Here is a 20,035-nt window from a genome sequence, read left to right on the forward strand (position 1 = left end):
ATTGCCGCCAAACGTCACGGCATCCGAGCGGTCAAAAGCCAGCGTCCCTTTACTGCCTGTGACCACATCACCGGAAATGCTGCCCTGGGTGCCACCGTCCCCTATCTGGAGGACACCCTGCGTCACTGTCGTGCCGCCCGAATGAGCATTCGTGCCGGTAAGCGCCAGCGTCCCTTTACCGTTTTGAATAAGTTTGCCTTCGCCGGTGATATTGCCGCCAAACGTCACGGCATCCGAGCGGTCAAAAGCCAGCGTCCCTTTACTGCCTGTGACCACATCACCGGAAATGCTGCCCTGGGTGCCACCGTCCCCTATCTGGAGAACACCCCGCGTCACTTTCGTGCCGCCGGTATAATTATTCTCACCTTTCAAAACCAACGTACCATCATCCGTTGTCTCAAGTGTAGCCGAACCCGTCAGGGTTGATTCAATCGTGGCAACCCTACCAGCAGTTGACTTATTACCCGTTCCAACACGAATTTTGGCACTGCCTGTTTTATCATTTTCTAAAGTCAGGGAAGCCCCAGTGATTTTGTAACCATCGGCGCTAAACTGCATACCATTGACAGTGACATTGCCGCCGCTATTATCTACCTGCACAGTCCCTGCGGTCCCTGAGAAAATGGCAAACTGGTCAGTGTTTTTCCAACTGGCATTGGAATCTCCTGTTTTTGACGTCCAGTTATCATTTCCACCGACCTGCCAAATACCATCACCACCATCAATGGCATTATTGTTGTGTTTACTGATGTCAGCACCATCCCAATAATTCAGGATCATGCCGCCAGTATTGATGAGATGGACTTCATGGTTTCTATTTGTACCGAGAGAGAATGAGTCCGGTTTTCCACCAGTGAGCGTCATTCCGTTATCGGTTAAGGTGCCGCCATAGTGAAATATATCGTATTCACCTGCTGCTAATCCGCCAAGATCCGTGACATTAAGCGTTCCTGCCAGTGTCAGATCACCATGAACATCAAATAATGCCGGCGCGGAGACACCCTTTGCCCCGAGCGAAATATCCACATTTGCGCCGCTATTGAGAATAAGATCTTTGCTAAATGTCAGAGTATCACCTTGTTTGCCTGTAAGGTGACCGCCGCTTTCGATCGTTGCCGTGCCGCCAATGATGCCCGTACCATTAACCTCTCCCCCATTTTTAACATTGAAGGTCGAGGTTGTTGTGCCCAGCTGGCCGTCAACGACAAGAGTCCCACTTTCAACACGCGTTGATCCTGTAAAAGCCAAGGAATCCGAACTTAGCCTCGTTACGCCAGCGCCAATTTTATCAATATGACCACTTCCAGAAATAACACCATCAAAGTTGCTTGTTCCACTCAAATTGAGTGCCAGAGTGCCTTTGTTTAAGATATCGCTTTTGGTCAGGTTTCCGGTCGTTCCACCATGACCGAGCTGTAACGTTGCGCCATTGCCAATGCTAGTCTGGCCCGAGTAGTTGCTGTCACTGGTTATGATAGCTTTGCCGCCGGCGATCTCCAAAGTGCCTGTCCCGCTTATCTCACCATCGAGTGTCACCACACTGTTCTTCGTACCGGCAACGACAACCGCGCCTTTGTTGTCGATTCCGGCGAGCGAGAGTTTGCCTATAGTGTTGCCATCACCAAACCGCAATTTGCCTGATGTCACTGTGATCGGTTTACCCGTGGTCACATTACCGGTCAGAGTTAAATCACCTATACCCTGTTGGCGAAGGGAACCGTCGCCTTCAATATCAACGGCAAAGAGAGTGGGATTTGTTCGGTCGAAGGCCAGTACACCGTCCTGCCCGATTGTCACTTTGGAAGTCTTATCAATGCTTCCCGCTGTTCCTTTATCACCAAGTTGCAAAGTACCCGATTCGATTTTTGTCTCACCGGTATAGGGGTTTGCCCCCGTCAAAATGGTTGTACTGCTACCCATTTGGTGAACAGCACCTGTTCCGCTGATAATGTGGTCATAAATCGCTTTATCACTAGGATTGAAATAAAGATTTCCCTGATTATCAATATTACTGGAAACACTTCCTGTTTTATGTCCGTCACCCAGACGCAACGTGCTGCCGGATAATATACTGACCTTGCCAATATTCATATGGTGGATATAGGTAAGATCCAGATTTTCCGTTGTAACTCCTTTTCCCCCTATAGTGACAATTGAATTTTTCGCCCCAGACACATTGCCCTCCAAGGTTGCATGTGGACCAGACATATAAAGGCTGGCACTGCCAAGCTCTACATTGCCACCAATTGCACCTGAATTCTGAATATCGTTAGTAATGGTGCCATTATTCTTTATAGAGAATTGGTCTCCCTTTATTACACCCCCATCCAAATTCGTGATGGTATCAATAACGCCTTTATCGTCGATATGAATTCCATTTTTCTTTCCATATAACAAGGAAGCATTGGTAATTTGTTTAATTTTAGACGGCCTGATCTGGGGATTAATATCCAATTCAGCCATACCCTGCCCAGTGACCTGAATTGCGTCCTGGTCAGCCGTGATCCCTTTACTCCCGGAGTTATTATTCAGGTTTTCGAGGTATCCCCCACCTCGAATCAGAACGCCGTGATAGAGGCCAGTTACTGTCCCATTATTATTGAAAGTGCCAACATTACCGCCAACATCGATATCAAACGTTGCGAGATTAGATAGAATGTTATTTTTCTGAGATTTCAGTATCCCATAATTATCGAGTGTCTTAAGTGTTGCAGTTTCAACAGATATTCCATCAATAGATGGCGTACAATGCGACATTCCTTTACATAATGATCCTTTCTCCCGATTTTTGATGGTATCTATGAATCCATATTTACCATCATCAGATGGGCCACTCGCAGGTTGTATTTGTATTGCATTCAATGAGTTAGAGTCATTGCTGGCATTAATTGAACCATCATTATCTAACGTGTTTATTCGACCAGAAACCCAAACGGCTCCAGACACTCCTCCACTTATTGTTCCGTGATTGAGTAGCTTTTCAACAGAACCAGTGTAAGTTACTGTGACTCCACTAGATCCCTGCAAAGTTCCATTATTCTCAATGTTACCAACTAAAGTTTTTGATGCCAGATTATTGTTCTCTCCGACATTAACTGCACTGTATTTTAGACCGTAATGATCAAATCCATGTGCTAACCCTTTAGGGGCATTAATCGATGCACCTTTATTGATAATAAGATTATCACCACTTGACAGATTACAGGGTTCTGTCTCAGCATCAGAAATTGAAGGACCACATGATGATGCAACCGCTATTGCATTAACATTCATTCCAGAAATAAATAAAACCACTCTAAGGGCTATTCGCAATACAATGCGTTCGTATATCTTCATAAAAGGGACACCTAAATAACCTAATTTTCATTTAAGTAAGAGTGCTAAATTGTCTGAGGTACTAATCAAAGTGTTTGTTAGCGAAAACAAAATAGTGAAGCTCCTTTGAATACCAATACTTTAGAATAACTTTACTATTTCGTCGATTATTCCTGTCAAGAATTGAAATATTTCTATATGGGGTTCTAAGCTGGAATCGCCGAAAATTTCGTCAGCCGAAATTTAGCTCTGCTATGAGCGCATCAAGGTCAATAATTTTCCCTTCGTTCTGGAAGGTATAATGCCCATTCAGCAAAATGTGTTGCCAAGCAACAGGGGACAGCTAGGTTATTAATGCCCACGTCTTGATGTTGTCTGATACCTCCGGTTTATTCAGTAATCGGGATAAAATCGCAGAGTTAAGTAGATGATTGCGTTAGCAATCAATCTCCCACACTGATTACTGATTTCCGTTTCGATGTCAGTTCGTCCGGTAAGTTCCTTTTTGCCACCGACCTGTGCGATGGCTGAACGGAGTTGGAGTTGACGATAAGACTCAACCCGGTTCTGTGAGCGGTGTACGTTCCGTTCTAACTGAGGATCACGCAGGTAGGCAATTGAGAATAGAGTTTCAAGAATGGATTTTGAGAATCACGATGCCTTGATGATGGGTTATACAAAAAAACCTCTTTGTGATTCTCAAAAACCCTCGTCTGAAATGACAAAAACTTGCATCTCATTAAAGAAATTAATAATTAAACCTGTAAGATATCGAGTGAAGCTCTTCACTGTAATTTTTTATAAAAAAATCGATAAAATGCCGATTAATAATTAATCGAAAACTAAAGCATGAGACAAATGAAAAACAACAAGGAATCTCTGTACCTGCAATAACACGCCTACCTGCTTCGAACCTCGTTTTTCAACGAAACTTCTGAACACGTGACTATCGTAACCTTTATCCGCAACCACAAAATTGGATGTAGGTGAATGTGCAACTAACCTTTCCGCATGGACAATGTCATGTGTTTGGCCCCCTGATAGCTCAAAATGCACGGGCAAGCCGTAACTGTCTACAGCCAAATGAATTTTTGTAGAACGCCCACCTCGACTCTTGCCAATGGCTTCATCTTCCGTTGATACGGCTCCTGAACTGTGTTGATGAGCACGCACAATACTGCCATCAATGAATAACCACTCGGTATCCGTATTCTCAGATAACAATTTGAATAATAGCTCAAAAATCCCTTTTTTTGACCAAGCATTGAAACGCTTAAAAAGGTATTCCATTTTCCGAATTCCTCGGGTAAATCCCGCCACGGACATCCCGTTCTCATTCGATAAAGTATCCCTTCGAAAGTTAGGTAATGTTCTTATTTGTAGTAAATGCCCCCATATTGTCGCATCAATACAGCTAGCGTATTCCATAAAGATTTTGATAACATTGTTTCTGGCATGATGAGCTGGGGTAATGGTTTTTTCGCGAAGACAATGATACCAGATCATCATGTTGTTCAAATTCCCCTCACAAAACGTCAACACGCCCTAATAAAAAATCAGGATAATTTTTCTGGAGATTTATTACAAAAGTTTCAAAAGTATTTTGAAGGGCTTGAGCATTGTATAATATCAGCTAAGGGATTTTATGAAGATTTCGGCACTTATAGTCCCGTTAAGGGGAGAAGTTCCCCATGCTTTTATTGAACTCGATGAAAATACAACAATCACGGAGCAAGAGTTAGACGATTATATTTGTACGGTAATAGCACGCTATAAACGCCCTAAAGGATATACTTTTGTAACTTTACCGCGAAATGCCAATGGCAAAGTGGTAAAAGATCAATTGAGAAAACGTGTCAAAGACTAATATAGCCAGCATAAAATAACGATAAATTAATCCCTTGGGCTTAATTTATATGTTTAAAGACGGCGCTATTACGTGCGGCTTTTCTAACGCCGGTAAATTGATCCCACTGCTTGCCAATTTTCCCATATGGCAATACATCGAGCAGGCTGCGTCAATCAGCGACATCGCCATGGCCGCACCACTCCCCTCACCAAGGCGTAAATCTAAATGCAAGTAGGGTTGCAAATTCAAATATCGTAGCGCCAACGCCGCACCTTTTTCTGCTGACAGATGGGAAGGGATGCAATACTCCCGTGCGATGGGAGATAGTTGACATGCGGCTAATGCTGATGCATAGGACAAAAAACCATCAAGTATCACAGGTACACCAGAAGCCGCCGCCCCCAGAATCACACCAGCCATGCCGACAAGTTCAAATCCGCCCACTTTTGCCAACACATCAATGGCGTTATTGTGATCTGGTTGATTGATGGCAATAGCCTGCCGCACAATGGATTGTTTATACGCCAGCCGCTCAGAAGGAAAGTTAGCGCCTAACCCAACCACATCACAGGGATCATTGCCTGTCAGGACACTGATAACCGCGGCTGCCGCAGTCGTATTGGCAATTCCCAGCTCACCAATACCAAATACCGTTATTCCTGCCGCAATACGCTGTTGCACCAATTGTGCGCTTGTCAGCAACAACATTTCAGCGTGTCCATAATCCATCGCAGCTCCCTTGGCAATATTACCGCAGCCCCGTGCGATTTTAAGGGACAACATGTGTTCGATAGGATCACAATCTATGCCAATATCCACCGGCAAAACATGCGTTCCACTGTTTTTCGCCAGCACACAAACACCTGTTAATCCTTTCAACATATTGCGTGCCTGTATGGCCGTAACGTTTTTAGGTGAAATAGCCACACCTTCGTCATATACACCATGATCAGCACACATGACGATAATCTCTTTTTGCAGATTTTGTAGGCCAACAATACCTGGCATACCCGATAATTGTATCGCCAACGCTTCAAGACGCCCCAAACTTCCCGGTGGCTTGACTAGGCTGTCAATGTGCTGTGCCGCTTTTTCCATATTTCCCCGATCTAAGGGTTGGATCGCATCAATCAATGATTGTAGTGTCATGTTTATCCATCCAACATTCTGTCTCGGCGTTGAATACGTGCAAAGTGGTAAATTTCACGTGGTTATAGCTCCTTGCTGGGAAGGCAAAAGACCACACAGCATTGATAGGTCGTTATTGCCAAATCATTGCCAGCAAAAAAACAATTTCTCCTACCTCAATAGAAGCTCCCAGCGTATCGCCCGTTTGTCCACCAAGACGATAATTGAAATAGAGGGCAAGCCCGTAAACCACAAGCAATGACACCATCATTGCCGACAAAGTTTGCCAATTCCCCAGCACCATCACCAATACAATACCAGCCAACAAAGTCAGCGTAGTTGCAGAGAAGCTAATTTGGCCAATGTAACTGCTTCCCATTCCCGCGCCTTCACGGGCGTCACGTTGCGCATACATTAAAAGCACCACGGCTGTTCGTCCGACAATCGATGCACAGGTCAACAAGGCAAGTAAATAAAAGGGAGAATGATAAGATAATTCAGCAACAGCGAATGTTTTGAGGGCAAGACAGAAAATTAACCCAACACCACCATACGTTCCAAGTCGGCTATCGCGCATAATTTCCAGCATTTCTTTACGCTGGCGAGAGGAAAAAAGCCCATCACACGTGTCCGCCAGTCCATCTACATGCAACCCTCCCGTCAATAACACCAAAGCCAACACATAACCCATCGCACCAATATACATTCCCCCACCCGACTGGCTGATCGAAAGTGATACCAGCCCAGCCAGACCACCAACAATGAACCCAATCAACGGAAAATAAGGCACACCACGCCAATATTGACGAAAATCGACACCTGTCGCCCACTTTTTGGGGATCGGAAGCCGTGTCATAAACTGTAGTGTGGCCCAAAAAAGATGCAGTTTCATTTGATCTTCACTCCAATGCCCGAAACTATCAGCCAGACTTCTTTAGCCGCTTGAGCCAACTTTTGGTTGGCACGTCCAGCAATATCGACAAAATGGCGTGCCAATCGATTTTCAGGTGTAATGCCCATCCCCAACTCGTTGGTCACCAAATATACTGGCATTGGACACATCAAGCTAGCATCAACCAGATCATCAATCTGGTGATGGATAATCACCTCTAATGAGGTGAAATCAAGTTCATCAGGTGATACACCACCCGATAAGTCAAACAACAAGTTAGCAATTAGTGTGGTAACACACTCTAGTATAACGCCCTCTTGGGGTTGGCGGTGCTGGCGGATAACAGAGCCTAAATTTTGATGGCCTTCCCAGGTTCGCCAATGTGCTGGACGCTCCTGTTTATGTCGCTTAATACGCGCCGCCATCTCTTCATCTGTAACCTGTGCCGTCGCGATATATAACACTTGCTCGCACTGTTTAGTGAGCAAGCGTTCAGCATAGCTACTCTTGCCACTGCGAGCACCGCCAGTCACCAAAATCATGGCATCACTCCGCCAGAGGTGTGTTCATGCATTAATTGATAAATCCGCGCGATATCCAGATGCTCACGCATACTGGTAGCCAACCTATTGAATTGTTTTTCTTTGTGCTGGAAGTAATTAAACGCCACATTTTCCAGTGGAACGTCACCTTTTCTGATACGCAATTGATTTAATAGTGGGCGGGTAAACGTGTTTTGATCAAACAGGCCATGCAGATAACTGCCCATTACCAACCCATCTTGAGCAACTGCACCCTCAAATCCATTTTTTTCCCCACTATTGCGCCAATGTATTTGAGCAAAAGGTGTTGCCTGCTGGCCAAGCCGAGTGGTTCCCATATGGATTTCATAGCCCGCAATGGGTTGTTCGCTACATAGTTTCAGCATACCTGACAATGCAGGCATAACTACGCCCTCAACCTGCGCGGTCTGTTTTTCATTGGCAAAATGGGTTTCCGTATCCAATAAACCTAATCCTGCCATTTGAGTTAAGCCGGATTCCACGCCATCCACGATCTGCTTACCTAACATTTGATAACCACCGCAGATCCCGATAATCGGCACATTTTTCTGCCGGGCTATGATAATTGCCTGCTCAAAACCCTGGGTTTTCAACCATGCCAAATCTGCCAATGTATTCTTGCTGCCGGGAAGAATAATAAGATCGGCTTCCTGAAGTTCAGAAGGTTCGGAGACATAATGCAAAAACACGTCCGGTTGAGCAGCCAGTGCATTGAAATCGGTGAAATTGGCAATATGGGGGTATTGGATGACAGCAATATCCAGACAGTCTTCTGTTTTTTGTTGCTGTCGATCATATTTACCTACCTGTAACGCGACGCTGTCTTCATCTTCCAGATCAAGCTCCAGCCACGGCAACACCCCCAATATCGGTACTTGTGTCAAGGCTTCGATCTGATCGATGCCTGATTGCAACAAAGCGATATCACCGCGAAATTTATTGATGATCACCCCCTTGATACGCGCTTTTTCCGCAGGTTTAAGCAAGGCTAATGTGCCATAGATGGATGCAAATACACCACCCCGATCAATATCTGCTACCAAAATGACTGGAGCATCCACTAATTCAGCCATCCCCATATTAACAATATCGCGATCACGCAAATTGATCTCAGCCGGACTGCCCGCCCCTTCTAACACCATGATATCCGTTTCTGCCGCTAACCCGTTATATGCCATCAAAATCTGCTGGAGCAATTGCGGCTTATATTCGTGATATTCCACCGCATTCATGCTGCACATCATTTTTCCCATAAAAACCACCTGGGCCTTGCGATCGCTGGTGGGTTTTAACAATACAGGATTCATCCGTACATCCGGCGCAATCCCTGCTGCTTCCGCCTGAAATATCTGCGCTCGTCCCATCTCTTTACCGTCTGCGGTAATCCCAGAATTAAGCGCCATATTCTGTGACTTAAAGGGAGTGCAGCGATAGCCATCTTGGGCAAATATCCGACAAAATCCCGCTACCAGCACACTTTTGCCTGCATCAGATGCCGTTCCCTGAACCATCAGCGATAATGTCATTCTATTTTCTCCTGTACTTTACCCCACCCTCACCACTTACCTTGATAATTGCCAGTTTTTATTAACTAAAATCGTTGAAAAATATGATAATTCCTGCATCCTCTCTTTTTCGCTGAAGGACAGTGTGGCGAGATTATGCCAACATTGCTCAGTCGGTAAAGTCGCATCAGCCATCATCAACGCATGTTCTAACAGATTGTGACGTTGCAGCAGGTCACAGATCAGGGAAAAACGCGAGTAGACTTTCATCAGGACAATGCAGTCGTAATTGAGTAATGCTTGCTCTAAGACAGCTTCAGAAGCGGTACAGGCAATCACAGCCAATGTCTGATCCTCCATCGCCAGTGGCATCGCACTGGCGGCAGCAATAGCAGAAAATGAGGTGATCCCCGGCACAATTTCCAGCCATGAGGGAGAAGTCATCTGTTGCGACACCAACCGCTGCAAAAGAAATACCCATGTACTAAACAGCATGGGATCGCCCAAAGTGATAAAACCGACTTTCCTGCCATTCGCGACTTCCTCTTTCAAATTTTGCGCCACTTCATCCCACACCGCTTGTTTTGCTGACATGTCGGCTTTCATTAAAAAGTGATAAGTGCAAACGTGAGTGTTCGGCGAAAGGTATTCTTCAATGATGGAGTGGGCGAGACTTTTGGTGCCTTTTTTTCCCGTCGGAGTATAGATCACATCAAGCTCAGAAAGAATACGCGCAGCCCGTACAGTCACCAGATCACTACCTCCTGGGCCAACACCCAGAACATACAGTTTTCCTGCTGTTGCTGTTTCGTTCATAAGGCTTTCTCCTGATCATTAAGCGCATAGGCAAGGTGATCGACGAACATTTGCCGAATCATTGGGTTTTCTCCCAATCCCTGTAACCAGGGGATCGCAACAATTCCCGCATCCTCCAACTGTGATTTCCAGGAGTCTTCTTCATTGGAAGCCATATCATTAGTGGCATGATCGCCTGCCACCAGCATCAATGGCATCAAATAAGCCTTGCGGATTTTTTGCTCTTTTAATCCTTTGATGATCAGAGGAAGTTCGGGGTAACTTTCGACCGCGCCTACCCGTGCCGGAAAATGGGAGTGGCTCATCAGGTGATCTAAACAGGCATAGGCAGAAAAAGCAGGGTGGGTTGTACCGTGTCCCATAAAAACGACACATTCATTTTCTGCCAACCGCGGAAGCTGGTGGCGCAGTGCCCGCATCAATTGCAGATAATCATCAAAGTGGCTAAGCAGAGGCGTACCCAGCACCAACCGCTTAAAACGAGGGCGAAATTTCTCAACCTCACGCCGCACTTTTTCATATTCATCGCCATTAATGATATGCAGGCATTGAACAGCAACATCGTGATAACCTGCGTGATGCAATCTGGTCAGTGTATCGTGGGGAGTATCAATGTGAATGCCATCGCGCTGACGCAATTTGCGAATGATCATGCCAGAGGTAAAGGCTCGAAATAGTTCCCTGTCTGGAAACACTGAGGCTAATTGCTGCTCACAGGCTTCAATATTGTTTTTCAGCGTTTCGGGATAACTGGTTCCGAAACTTATCACCAATAATGCTTTTTTCATTTCGCTTTTCCTTATTGGTTTCTTTACGTACCAAAATTCGCCAATAACTGTGACATCTCTTCCAATCCATTGGCCTGCGTGATCCCTTCTCCGGTAAATTGCTGCCCTGGACGACAGAGCACAATGCAGGGCAGCCCAAGGGAAAGGCAAGGCTCCACTTTTTCCCTGAATCCTCCTTGCTCACCAGATTCTTTGGTAATTACGACTTCTGCCTGACAAAATTGGTAAAATGCCCGATTGAAATTGGCACTGAATGGCCCTTTCAGGGCAAAAATCTGATCAACTGACAAACCACAAGATTCACACAGTGCCAAAACTTCTGCGGTGGGCAATACACGGGCCAGTACGGTTTTTCCTGTCAGGTGTGCCACATAGTCGGCCAATTGCTTACTGCCGGTTGTCAGCAAAATACGGGTTGCCAAACTGGTTGCTATTTCACACGCTTGCTTAATAGTTGCCACTTTATAGATAAGGGGATGTTCAATAGCATCAATATCGCTGGGACGAATATAACGAATAAGAGGGATACCTAGCTTTTGGCAAGCGTTGACAATGTTTTGGCTCAGCCGTTCAGCATAAGGATGGGACGCATCAATGACCATTTTCGTCCCTCGCTTTCGCAAATATTCGGTCATCTCTTCGACTTCCATCCTGCCGGTAACAATTTCACCGCGAACCCCCATCGCCTGCTGTGCCCCCGTCGGCGTCGCCACTGATAAGCCATAATCTATTCTGGCAACATCCATCATCACACAAATCTGGCGGGCATCGCTCGTACCGCCAAAAATGTGAATCAATGGTTGTCTCATAGCTTGTATCCTCTCGGCGTGATCATCAGACCATCACGTATATACGTTGACTGGTTACCCACTATCACCAGACTGCGCATATCAACACGGGAAAAATCCATTGAGCCAAAAGTCGTCAGCCATTTATCTTCCTGTTTGCGCCCTGCCGCTTTCACCACACCAACGGGCGTTTCTGGTGATTTCCACGGCGCCATCAAGGAAAATGCCCGTGCCAAATGTTCTTCCCGTCCGCGACTGCGCGGATTATAGAAACAGACCACAAAATCGGCTTCTGCCGCAGCCTGAACCCGCTTTTCAATGACTTCCCACGGGGTGAGCAGATCACTTAGGCTGATATGACAAAAATCATGCATCAATGGTGCACCAAGCAAGGCAGCGCAAGCCGTACTTGCCGTCACTCCCGCCACCAACCGAACGTCTACATTGCGCTTTTGCTGGCTGACCAATTCCAAAATCAAGCCTGCCATGCCATAAATACCCGCATCACCACTACAAACTACCGCCACATTTTTACCTTGCTCGGCCAACTCAATGGCTGTCTGGCAACGTTCAATCTCTTTGCACATGCCAGTTTTGATAACTTCTTTATCGCCTACCAGCGGTTTCACCAGATGGGTATAGGTTTTGTAACCCACCACGATGTCAGCCGCTTTCAATGCCGCAATCGCCTCCTGCGTCATCATGGCTTCACTGCCGGGACCAATTCCAATGACTGTTAACATGGATGCAATACTCCTAATGTGATGGTGACGCCCTGCTCACGCAGGGTATGGCCAACCAGATGCCCCTGACTCATTAGCCAGGCCACAGGTTGGGAGACACAGCCTATGCCCACCGTTTTTCGGACAAATTCAGAAACCGGAAATGTCTGTTCACACTGAGCAAGCTGATTAACAGAGAAGATTTGGTATGGAATTTGGCGCTCTTGTGCCAATTGAATTAACGCCGGTTCATTTTTTTTCAGTTCAACACTGCCGACGGCTTTTAACGCCAAAGATTCAAGGTTGTGTTCCGCCAGATGGCGATCTAATAATTTTGCGAGCCGTTCCGCTTCCACCCCCCGCCGACAACCAATGCCTGCAACAATACGGCAGGGGATTAATTTAAAAGTCGGGATTGCCAGTGCCAGATTTGTCCGTTCATAGCTGATGTATACCAGAGCATCCAGCTCAGGCCGCTCTTCCAGAGAGTCAACAGGAATAAACCCACGCGGGTCATAGCGATCTTTTTCATCACTCAAGTTCGGGTGCCACCATATTCCTACCCGCTTGCCATTGACCAGCATTTGGTTAACGGTTTTGACATTCGTCCGGAAATTCTCCATTGTTCCATCAATTTCTTGCGATAACAGATCCAATGCGGCAACCTGGTTAACATCGGTTGCAGTGGTGATCACCGCCTGACCATCGAGAATATCTGCAATCTGTTGTGCCAGTTTATTCGCGCCTCCCATATGTCCCGATAATAAACTGATAGCAAATTGTCCTTTTTCATCCAATACGACGACCGCTGGATCAGTCATTTTGTCCTTGAGCAGAGGAGCAATAATCCGAATGGCAATCCCCGTCGCGCCAACCATGATCAACGCACCATATTGGGTGAATACCTTGCGTACCATATTGGCAAAACCGCCTTCAAATGCCTTGAACCCGTTACCGCCATCTATAACGTCACTCGCCACCAATTCCGGGGAAGTGAAACAATCCACCGCTAAGTGGGCTCGCAAACGACGAGCCAATGCCATTCCCCCTTCTGTCAGGCAAAACAAGGCATATTCTTTGTTAGGTGACATTATTTTTGGTAACTCAGTTTTAGGTAAGATAAAGTTAGGCACTACGGTATTCATGGCTGAACCTCGCATCGTACAATTTCGAGTAGTGATACTCTTCGCCAAGAAAAGCCCCTACCAGAATCAAGGCCGTTTTACGGATGCCAGCGTTGCGTACCTGTTCAGCAATCGTCGCTAATGTTCCCCGCACTATCTGGCAATCCGGCCAGGTTGCCTTGTAAACCACCGCAACCGGGGTTTCCTGTCCATATCCTCCCTGAATCAACCGAGCCACAACCTCTGTTATGTTTTGTACCGAAAGGAAGATCGCCATTGAAGTTTGGTGAGCAGCGAAGGCTTCCAACGTTTCCCGTGGCGGCATTGGCGTTCTGCCTTCCATACGAGTGATAACCAAACTTTGCGCGATTTCGGGTACGGTGTACTCCACGCCCAACTGTGCAGCAGCCCCAAGAAACGAACTCACTCCGGGCACAGAGACAAAACCAATAGCATGATTTGCCAGTTCTTCGGCCTGTTCACGTATGGAGCCAAACAGCGATAAATCCCCCGTTTGCAGGCGAACCACCAATTTGCCCGCTTTCACGCCATTTACCATCAATGCCGTGATTTCCGCTAACGTCAATCTCGCGCTGTCATGGCATTCGGCACCTGCACGGCAATAATCCAGTAACTCCCGATTAACCAACGAACCGGCATAAATCACCACGTGCGCCTGACGTAATAATTGATAGCCTTTCAGAGTAATCAGGCTCTTATCCCCCGGCCCCGCACCAACAAACCAGACTTTTTCAGGATCAAAACTGACGTTATCTATCGGTTCAGAATTAATATATTCAGGCATCATCCCCCTCCTTTTGCTCAGACTCTTTCTGGCAGGACAGTAAATAAGTGGGATTGTTGGGTTTGAAATAATGTCCTTGCCCTAGTGCCGTCAGCTCTCCCACCTGAATTTCACGCCCATCAAGCGCTGTCACCCGACAAGATCCCAAGTACGATAATGCTTGCGTGAAGTTTTCCAGCAGGATAAAAGTCATGACTAAACGTCCACCTGAGTTCAGGTGCAATAATGCCCAATCAATGATGTCTGTCAGATACCCTCCCGTTCCGCCAATGAAAATAGCATCCGCGGTGTTGTCCAATGGAATAGGGGCAATACCAGACTGGATACGAACCCGATGGCAGCCAAAATGCCGAATATTTTCAGCAAGCAATAACAGGGCCTCTTCCTTGCGTTCGATGGCAAGGATATCCAATGCGGGATAGCGCAAGGCCGCTTCAATACTGACGCTGCCAGTACCTGCACCAACATCGATAAAACGGTGGGCTTTTTCCAGTTCCAATCGTTCCAATGCCAGCGCTCTAACGGCTTCTTTGGTCATGGGGATGCGATGACCGCGCAAAAACAGTTCATCTTTCATTCAGGTTCACCATTTAAAATCACCACTGCATTCAGGCCATAATCAATGTCGCCGCGTTGCACAACCTGTTCCGCCTGCAAACAAATAATTTGTTCCTGTTCATGGGATAAATTTTTACCAATCACCATATGCCGCTGCTGCCCGCGTGCCAGAATTTCTTGCGCAATCTGGTAAGGGCCAATGGCGTCATCCGTTACCATGGCGATTTTTTCGTGTTGCAGGAGCCAATCAAAATCCGGTTTGCGCCCGTGGCTGCTGGTGAGATAAATGTCGTTCATATCCAGCAAAATTTGGGCGCATAAATATTGGATTGAACTGATGCCAGAGATAATGCGGATATTTTGTCCAAAAAAATGCTCAGTGATCCGTTTGCCAATGCCATAAAAGAGAGGATCACCCGATGCCAGTACAATAATTTGCCGATGCTGATTCTGTTCAAGCCATTGCATCAACCCATCCACATCAGCATCCAAACGGCGGGTTTTCCCGTTGAAATGAGGAAATTCGGCAAGATGGCGTTTTCCTCCGACCAATACTTCCGCCTGTCTGATAGCTTCCAACGCCGCCAGTGTTTGGTTTGCAGCGGCGCCGGGGCCAATACCAACAACGGTGATCATCGGCAATCCTCCATAAAATCCTTCACTATCGTGTCTACAGGCCGATTGCAGCCCAAGATCTGGTTATCAAAAGAGAAGAGAATGGCATCACACTGCGGCTTACCACTGGCGAAACGTAGCATTTGGTCAATACGCCCGCAGATTTTCCGGGCAATCTGTTGGTATACAGCCTGCCAGCCCCGTTCTGCAATCAACTCAATGGCCGCTTCGGTGGTATCACATTGATCCACGGCCTGAATCAGTTCGAAAGGTGCTCCTATCAAGGCCAGATTGGCAATCAGAGTTTCCATGCGACCATCAGCAATATGGCTGTGGGTATGAAAAATACCGGCAGCGATTTTCACCAACTTGCCGACATGTCCTACCAGAACGATATGGCGGAACTCCAGACGCACAGCTTCCTGCAACATATAACCGACAAAATTACTCATTGTGACGACATAATTTGCATCAATACCCAACTGCTGACTGACAAAACGTTCACCGTGATTTCCTGGTACAAAAATAATGCGATCCAACCCAGCGGCACGTTTGGCTTCTAATTCCAGTGCCAGAGAACGTTTCCAGCTCTCTTCCGACATCGGTGTCACAATGCCTGTCGTGCCAATAACCGAAATTCCCCCCTTAATTCCCAATCTGTCGTTATAGGTTTTCTTCGCCCGTTCCTCGCCTTCTGGAGCAAAGATGACGATATCTGCCCCACGGTGCGGACCGATGACCTCCCGTACCGCTTCTTCAATGGTATGGCGAGGGGTTTTATTAATGGCTGCCCAGCCTATCGGCAAACCCACCCCCACTCGCGTTACCCTGCCAATGCCTTCACCGCCATCCAGTGTGATCACACCGCTGTCATTCAGGGAAACACGGGCAAAAATCAACATACCGTGGGTTGCATCCACATCATCGCCACCATCTTTACGGATAGCGGCAACCGCCTGCTGTCCCTCAATCAAGGGTTGTTCGACATTCAAAGCCAAGGTGACACCAGAAGGCGTGACAATCGAAATCTGGTGAATAATCTGCTGGCGCAAGATCATCAATGCAGCAACCCGGGCAGCGGCTGTGGCACAAGATCCCGTGGTGTAGCCCTTGCGATACTGCTTGCCCCGATGCCAAACCATTCCGAGGTCATTGGCCTGCGTATCACTGATTTCATTCATGCCTGACCTCCGGCATCCGATACAGAATGGCGTTGATAATGGCGGCAGCAATATTACTGCCCCCCTTGCGCCCTTTTGCTGCAATGCAATTTAACCCGCTATTGATCAGGACATTTTTTGACTCTTCTGCGCCGACAAACCCAACAGGCACACCAACGATGGCAATCGGGGCAACTTGATGTTCCATCAAACGAAACAGCGCAGTCGGGGCGTTACCAAAGACAAAAATTTTCTCCCCCGCTTCTTGCAAGGCCAGATCGACTGCTGCCATTGAACGTGTGATTTGCTGGGCTTTTGCCATTTGCATGGCGCGGGGATCGCTGACATAACAACGGCATTCGCTGCCATACTGAGCCAGACGTGTTTTATTGATGCCTGATAGCGCCATTGTCGTATCGGTATATAACGTACAACCACGCAAGATACCGTCGCGAATATGACGCAAAACATCAGGGGAAAAATAGAGAATATCAAGCCAGTCAAAATCAGCCGTGGTATGGATCACCCGTTTGATCACCGCTTCTTGATCCGCATTCACAAAACGATAATCAGGCCGCGATCCGAAAATAAGCTGGCTGATAATGGCAAAGCTATTACTTTCGATCTGTTGGGGTTGACGGATGTAATCATTCATGCTGTTCCCTCCTTACACCATTACACTGACCAGACTATGCAGCAGCGCAAACAGCAGGAGTGCTATCACGGATGCCACCACCATCATCTGAACAGACTGTGGGATATCATTAGGCGTGACTTCACGCCTTGCATCACCAATCCACGGCTTTTCGACAAGCTGATTAAAGTAGACATTCGGCCCGCCAAGACGGATACCCAATGCCCCTGCTACAGTTGCTTCCGGCCAGCCACTATTGGGGCTACTGTGTTGGTAACGATCACGCCAGCCAATGCGTAACGCCTGCCTAAAATTCAATCCCTGCCATTTCGCGGCCATTGCCAGCAAAAGCCAGCCCAAACGGGCAGGCAGCCAATTCGCCACATCATCCATACGCGCCGAAAACATCCCCAATGCCCGATAGTGGGGTGTTTTATAGCCCACCATTGAATCAAGGGTATTGATTGCCTTATAAGCCATGGCAAGTGGAACACCACCAAGCATTAAGAAGAACAATGGAGCAATCACGCCATCCACGCTGTTTTCTGCCACGGTTTCAATCGCGGCACGGCTGATTTGTGGTGTTTGCAATTGGCCAGTGTCCCGACCGACAATTTTGCCAAGCTGTTGACGGCTGGCCGCTAAATCTCCCTGACGCAATGCCTGATAAACAGCATTTGCCGCATCGCCTAAGCCACGCCCGGCCAATACGGTATAAATCAGCCAAACTTCAACCAAACATCCCAGCCAGAACGTCACGCCATAGGCCAATTGCAAAACCCAATAGCTCGCCAGCCAGACACTCCCTACAACCACCAGCCATAACAATACTCCGCCCCATTTCAAGTCGGTTTCAGTTTGGCAAATCCGGCGAATAAGTTGCTCAATTCGGTTGATAAGTTGCCCCATCCAGCGCACTGGATGCGGCCAATGGGGAGGATCACCGAATTTCATATCCAGAATAAAAGCCGCAAACCACAATAAGACGGTCATAACAGCCTCCGTGCCATCATCAGCCAACGCTGGAGCACATGGGGGCGTTGAGCAAAATGAATATGCAGATAGCTCGTCAGGGTATTGCCATTCTGGTAACCACCCAGCCAGCTTTTCTGCACTGTTTTTAAGGTTTCTTTTGGATCAGACCATTTAACACACTGAAAAACGGGTGATTGGGCCGTGATAAAATCCGAATAATGGAATTCATGCCCGCGTAACGTTTCCCCTTTCGCCACTAAAGGCGTATCACACAGCGCCATGGCTTCACAGTAACCAAAGCGTTTCAGGTGATCTCCCATCTGGCTTTCACCGGCAATCAACCCTACCATGCCATGCCGTACACCATCTGCATCAATCAGGGTATCGCCGAGATACATCAAACCGCCGCATTCCGCATAAATGGGAATGCCTTTTTGCTGCGCCTGACGTAATGCCGTATGCATGGCGTGATTGCAAGACAGGGCCTGAGCATAAATCTCAGGGTATCCACCCCCTAAATAGATCATCTGGCATTCAGGTAACCGATGATCATGCAGGGGACTAAACCGTTTGATAGTCACACCCGTTCTTTCCAACAACAACAGGTTATCAGGATAATAGAAGTGGAATGCCTCATCTTCTGCCAGAGCCAGCGTTAAGCCTTGCCCCATCACAGGATCAACAAGGGAATCAATATTGCCTTTTGGCAAGGAAGATAGCTGGGTTAATGTCAGCAACTTATCCAAATCCACTGAGGCTTCGATTTGCTGAGCCAGGCGAATCCAGCATTCTTCGCGTTGGCTGACTTGCTCTTGTGCAGAGATCAGACCGAGATGGCGGGAAGGAAGGGTAACCTCTGGTATCACCGGCAACCGCCCCAAAACAGGAATACCGCAATAGCCTTCAATTGCCTGCTTTAATAACTGAAAATGGCTATCGCGATTGACGCGATTGATCAGCACGCCCACAATATTGACCGCTGGATCAAATTGCTGAAATCCCATCACCGTAGCGGCTATTGAGGTGGAAACTGCCTTTCCGTCCACCAATAAAACCACCGGACAGCCAAGTTGCTTTGCCATTGCCGCACTACTGCAATAATTGGGATCAGTACCATAGCCATCATATAACCCCATAACCCCTTCAATTACGGCAATATCTTGTTCAGCCATAACTTGGTTAAACAAACCATTCAGAATGAATTCGGGTAGCATGAAAGCATCAAGATTACGTGAAGCGATGCCCGTCACAGCATGATGCCAGCCACCATCCAGATAATCTGGCCCGATTTTAAACGGTTGTACCCGCAGTGAACGGTTCATCAAGGCTCGCATGATGCCGAGAGCAACGGTGGTTTTACCACACCCGCTACTTGTACCTGCAATGACAAAAGCATGTTTCTGTTGCATATGCTTATCCCAAAACATTTAAATTCTGTATTGGTGTTAAAATCGGTATTAGTTTTAAATCTGCAACGCAGATTCTCATTCATTGATATTTATCAAATAAACGTCTCTTAGTTCGTTTTCGACAAAATAATTAATATTCCATGAATAACATGGATATCCACCCCCCCTTTATTTCGTAACAAATAAGCAACTTAATAAAAAGCATTACCACAATATTAATTTCGCACAAAAACAAAATTGAGAAATAAATTTATTTTCAAAATACACACTTTTCATTTTTATAAAAACACCCTCTATTATTTTTGTGATCTTGTTCATGATTATGAATCATTAAAAATTATTTTTATTTCAAACAAAATAAAAACCAATGTAAAACCACAAATCCAGAA

Annotated in this window: 18 protein-coding genes and 2 pseudogenes; 1 reads left to right on the forward strand and 19 read right to left on the reverse strand. The window is 46.7% G+C overall.

Annotated features, from left to right (window positions below):
- From IQ211_RS12330 to IQ211_RS12340, 3 genes and pseudogenes are all read right to left on the reverse strand, one after another.
- Nucleotides 1–3,336: beta strand repeat-containing protein (locus IQ211_RS12330; protein WP_193836367.1), on the reverse strand; the 3,336-nt coding region annotated here is incomplete at its 3' end.
- A 211-nt stretch (nucleotides 3,337–3,547) separates the two neighbouring features.
- A pseudogene (locus tag IQ211_RS12335) lies at nucleotides 3,548–3,930 on the reverse strand (Tn3 family transposase); the annotation flags it as partial.
- Nucleotides 3,931–4,215: 285 nt separating this feature from the next.
- Nucleotides 4,216–4,772: pseudogene (locus IQ211_RS12340) on the reverse strand (IS5 family transposase); the annotation flags it as partial.
- A 188-nt stretch (nucleotides 4,773–4,960) separates the two neighbouring features.
- Here IQ211_RS12340 and IQ211_RS12345 point away from each other — a divergent pair.
- Nucleotides 4,961–5,182, forward strand: coding sequence for an AMP-binding enzyme (locus IQ211_RS12345; protein WP_189759949.1), 222 nt, complete (start codon nucleotides 4,961–4,963; stop codon nucleotides 5,180–5,182).
- Nucleotides 5,183–5,227: 45 nt separating this feature from the next.
- On the opposite strand, the gene cobT is transcribed toward IQ211_RS12345, so the two are convergent.
- From cobT to IQ211_RS12425, 16 genes are all read right to left on the reverse strand, one after another.
- The gene (gene cobT, locus IQ211_RS12350) at nucleotides 5,228–6,313 is read right to left on the reverse strand and encodes a nicotinate-nucleotide--dimethylbenzimidazole phosphoribosyltransferase (protein ID WP_189759948.1); all 1,086 of its coding nucleotides are present in this window, start codon (nucleotides 6,311–6,313) and stop codon (nucleotides 5,228–5,230) included.
- A gap of 112 nt (nucleotides 6,314–6,425) precedes the next feature.
- Nucleotides 6,426–7,184 (reverse strand): adenosylcobinamide-GDP ribazoletransferase, encoded by a 759-nt coding sequence (cobS, locus tag IQ211_RS12355; RefSeq protein ID WP_189759947.1) that lies wholly within the window; start codon nucleotides 7,182–7,184, stop codon nucleotides 6,426–6,428.
- On the reverse strand, nucleotides 7,181–7,726 hold the full coding sequence (cobU, locus tag IQ211_RS12360) for a bifunctional adenosylcobinamide kinase/adenosylcobinamide-phosphate guanylyltransferase (RefSeq protein WP_189759946.1): 546 nt from the start codon (nucleotides 7,724–7,726) through the stop codon (nucleotides 7,181–7,183). Before cobU ends, cobS begins: the two co-directional genes overlap by 4 nt.
- Nucleotides 7,723–9,273, reverse strand: a complete 1,551-nt coding sequence (locus tag IQ211_RS12365) for a cobyric acid synthase (protein ID WP_189759945.1) — start codon at nucleotides 9,271–9,273, stop codon at nucleotides 7,723–7,725. The genes cobU and IQ211_RS12365 overlap by 4 nt, the downstream gene beginning before the upstream one ends.
- Nucleotides 9,274–9,309: 36 nt before the next feature.
- Nucleotides 9,310–10,068: a cobalt-factor II C(20)-methyltransferase gene (locus IQ211_RS12370; RefSeq protein WP_189759944.1), complete on the reverse strand. Its 759-nt coding sequence runs from the start codon at nucleotides 10,066–10,068 to the stop codon at nucleotides 9,310–9,312.
- Nucleotides 10,065–10,856: a sirohydrochlorin cobaltochelatase gene (gene cbiK, locus IQ211_RS12375; RefSeq protein WP_189759943.1), complete on the reverse strand. Its 792-nt coding sequence runs from the start codon at nucleotides 10,854–10,856 to the stop codon at nucleotides 10,065–10,067. The genes IQ211_RS12370 and cbiK overlap by 4 nt, the downstream gene beginning before the upstream one ends.
- Before the next feature lie 23 nt (nucleotides 10,857–10,879).
- Complete coding sequence (locus IQ211_RS12380) at nucleotides 10,880–11,665, reverse strand: cobalt-precorrin-6A reductase (protein WP_189759942.1); 786 nt, start codon at nucleotides 11,663–11,665, stop codon at nucleotides 10,880–10,882.
- Nucleotides 11,662–12,387 carry a precorrin-3B C(17)-methyltransferase gene (locus IQ211_RS12385; protein ID WP_189759941.1) on the reverse strand — a complete coding sequence of 242 codons (726 nt, stop codon included), beginning with the start codon at nucleotides 12,385–12,387 and terminating at the stop codon, nucleotides 11,662–11,664. Before IQ211_RS12385 ends, IQ211_RS12380 begins: the two co-directional genes overlap by 4 nt.
- Entirely contained in the window at nucleotides 12,381–13,457 is a 1,077-nt protein-coding gene (gene cbiG / locus IQ211_RS12390) for a cobalt-precorrin 5A hydrolase (RefSeq protein ID WP_189759951.1), read from the reverse strand. The genes IQ211_RS12385 and cbiG overlap by 7 nt, the downstream gene beginning before the upstream one ends.
- A 34-nt stretch (nucleotides 13,458–13,491) precedes the next feature.
- On the reverse strand, nucleotides 13,492–14,298 hold the full coding sequence (locus IQ211_RS12395) for a cobalt-precorrin-4 methyltransferase (protein ID WP_399478166.1): 807 nt from the start codon (nucleotides 14,296–14,298) through the stop codon (nucleotides 13,492–13,494).
- Nucleotides 14,288–14,872, reverse strand: coding sequence for a decarboxylating cobalt-precorrin-6B (C(15))-methyltransferase (locus IQ211_RS12400; protein WP_189759939.1), 585 nt, complete (start codon nucleotides 14,870–14,872; stop codon nucleotides 14,288–14,290). The genes IQ211_RS12395 and IQ211_RS12400 overlap by 11 nt, the downstream gene beginning before the upstream one ends.
- Nucleotides 14,869–15,489 carry a cobalt-precorrin-7 (C(5))-methyltransferase gene (locus tag IQ211_RS12405; RefSeq protein WP_189759938.1) on the reverse strand — a complete coding sequence of 207 codons (621 nt, stop codon included), beginning with the start codon at nucleotides 15,487–15,489 and terminating at the stop codon, nucleotides 14,869–14,871. The genes IQ211_RS12400 and IQ211_RS12405 overlap by 4 nt, the downstream gene beginning before the upstream one ends.
- The gene (gene cbiD, locus IQ211_RS12410) at nucleotides 15,486–16,649 is read right to left on the reverse strand and encodes a cobalt-precorrin-5B (C(1))-methyltransferase CbiD (RefSeq protein WP_189759937.1); all 1,164 of its coding nucleotides are present in this window, start codon (nucleotides 16,647–16,649) and stop codon (nucleotides 15,486–15,488) included. The genes IQ211_RS12405 and cbiD overlap by 4 nt, the downstream gene beginning before the upstream one ends.
- Entirely contained in the window at nucleotides 16,642–17,283 is a 642-nt protein-coding gene (locus IQ211_RS12415; RefSeq protein WP_189759936.1) for a cobalt-precorrin-8 methylmutase, read from the reverse strand. The genes cbiD and IQ211_RS12415 overlap by 8 nt, the downstream gene beginning before the upstream one ends.
- Before the next feature lie 12 nt (nucleotides 17,284–17,295).
- Complete coding sequence (gene cbiB / locus IQ211_RS12420; protein ID WP_189759935.1) at nucleotides 17,296–18,255, reverse strand: adenosylcobinamide-phosphate synthase CbiB; 960 nt, start codon at nucleotides 18,253–18,255, stop codon at nucleotides 17,296–17,298.
- Entirely contained in the window at nucleotides 18,252–19,646 is a 1,395-nt protein-coding gene (locus tag IQ211_RS12425; protein ID WP_189759934.1) for a cobyrinic acid a,c-diamide synthase CobB, read from the reverse strand. Before IQ211_RS12425 ends, cbiB begins: the two co-directional genes overlap by 4 nt.
- Nucleotides 19,647–20,035: the final 389 nt, after the last annotated feature.

Origin of the sequence: Xenorhabdus griffiniae (genome assembly GCF_015163655.1) — a bacterium.
Taxonomy (GTDB): Bacteria; Pseudomonadota; Gammaproteobacteria; order Enterobacterales; family Enterobacteriaceae; genus Xenorhabdus; species Xenorhabdus griffiniae.

What these genes read in the sequence shown, in the direction of transcription:
- IQ211_RS12345 (WP_189759949.1), top strand. Translation starts at nt 4,961, where the DNA reads ATGAAGATTTCGGCACTTATAGTCCCGTTAAGGGGAGAAGTTCCCCAT.
- cobT (WP_189759948.1), bottom strand. Translation starts at nt 6,313, where the DNA reads ATGACACTACAATCATTGATTGATGCGATCCAACCCTTAGATCGGGGA.
- cobS (WP_189759947.1), bottom strand. Translation starts at nt 7,184, where the DNA reads ATGAAACTGCATCTTTTTTGGGCCACACTACAGTTTATGACACGGCTT.
- cobU (WP_189759946.1), bottom strand. Translation starts at nt 7,726, where the DNA reads ATGATTTTGGTGACTGGCGGTGCTCGCAGTGGCAAGAGTAGCTATGCT.
- IQ211_RS12365 (WP_189759945.1), bottom strand. Translation starts at nt 9,273, where the DNA reads ATGACATTATCGCTGATGGTTCAGGGAACGGCATCTGATGCAGGCAAA.
- IQ211_RS12370 (WP_189759944.1), bottom strand. Translation starts at nt 10,068, where the DNA reads ATGAACGAAACAGCAACAGCAGGAAAACTGTATGTTCTGGGTGTTGGC.
- cbiK (WP_189759943.1), bottom strand. Translation starts at nt 10,856, where the DNA reads ATGAAAAAAGCATTATTGGTGATAAGTTTCGGAACCAGTTATCCCGAA.
- IQ211_RS12380 (WP_189759942.1), bottom strand. Translation starts at nt 11,665, where the DNA reads ATGAGACAACCATTGATTCACATTTTTGGCGGTACGAGCGATGCCCGC.
- IQ211_RS12385 (WP_189759941.1), bottom strand. Translation starts at nt 12,387, where the DNA reads ATGTTAACAGTCATTGGAATTGGTCCCGGCAGTGAAGCCATGATGACG.
- cbiG (WP_189759951.1), bottom strand. Translation starts at nt 13,457, where the DNA reads ATGTCACCTAACAAAGAATATGCCTTGTTTTGCCTGACAGAAGGGGGA.
- IQ211_RS12395 (WP_399478166.1), bottom strand. Translation starts at nt 14,298, where the DNA reads ATGATGCCTGAATATATTAATTCTGAACCGATAGATAACGTCAGTTTT.
- IQ211_RS12400 (WP_189759939.1), bottom strand. Translation starts at nt 14,872, where the DNA reads ATGAAAGATGAACTGTTTTTGCGCGGTCATCGCATCCCCATGACCAAA.
- IQ211_RS12405 (WP_189759938.1), bottom strand. Translation starts at nt 15,489, where the DNA reads ATGATCACCGTTGTTGGTATTGGCCCCGGCGCCGCTGCAAACCAAACA.
- cbiD (WP_189759937.1), bottom strand. Translation starts at nt 16,649, where the DNA reads ATGAATGAAATCAGTGATACGCAGGCCAATGACCTCGGAATGGTTTGG.
- IQ211_RS12415 (WP_189759936.1), bottom strand. Translation starts at nt 17,283, where the DNA reads ATGAATGATTACATCCGTCAACCCCAACAGATCGAAAGTAATAGCTTT.
- cbiB (WP_189759935.1), bottom strand. Translation starts at nt 18,255, where the DNA reads ATGACCGTCTTATTGTGGTTTGCGGCTTTTATTCTGGATATGAAATTC.
- IQ211_RS12425 (WP_189759934.1), bottom strand. Translation starts at nt 19,646, where the DNA reads ATGCAACAGAAACATGCTTTTGTCATTGCAGGTACAAGTAGCGGGTGT.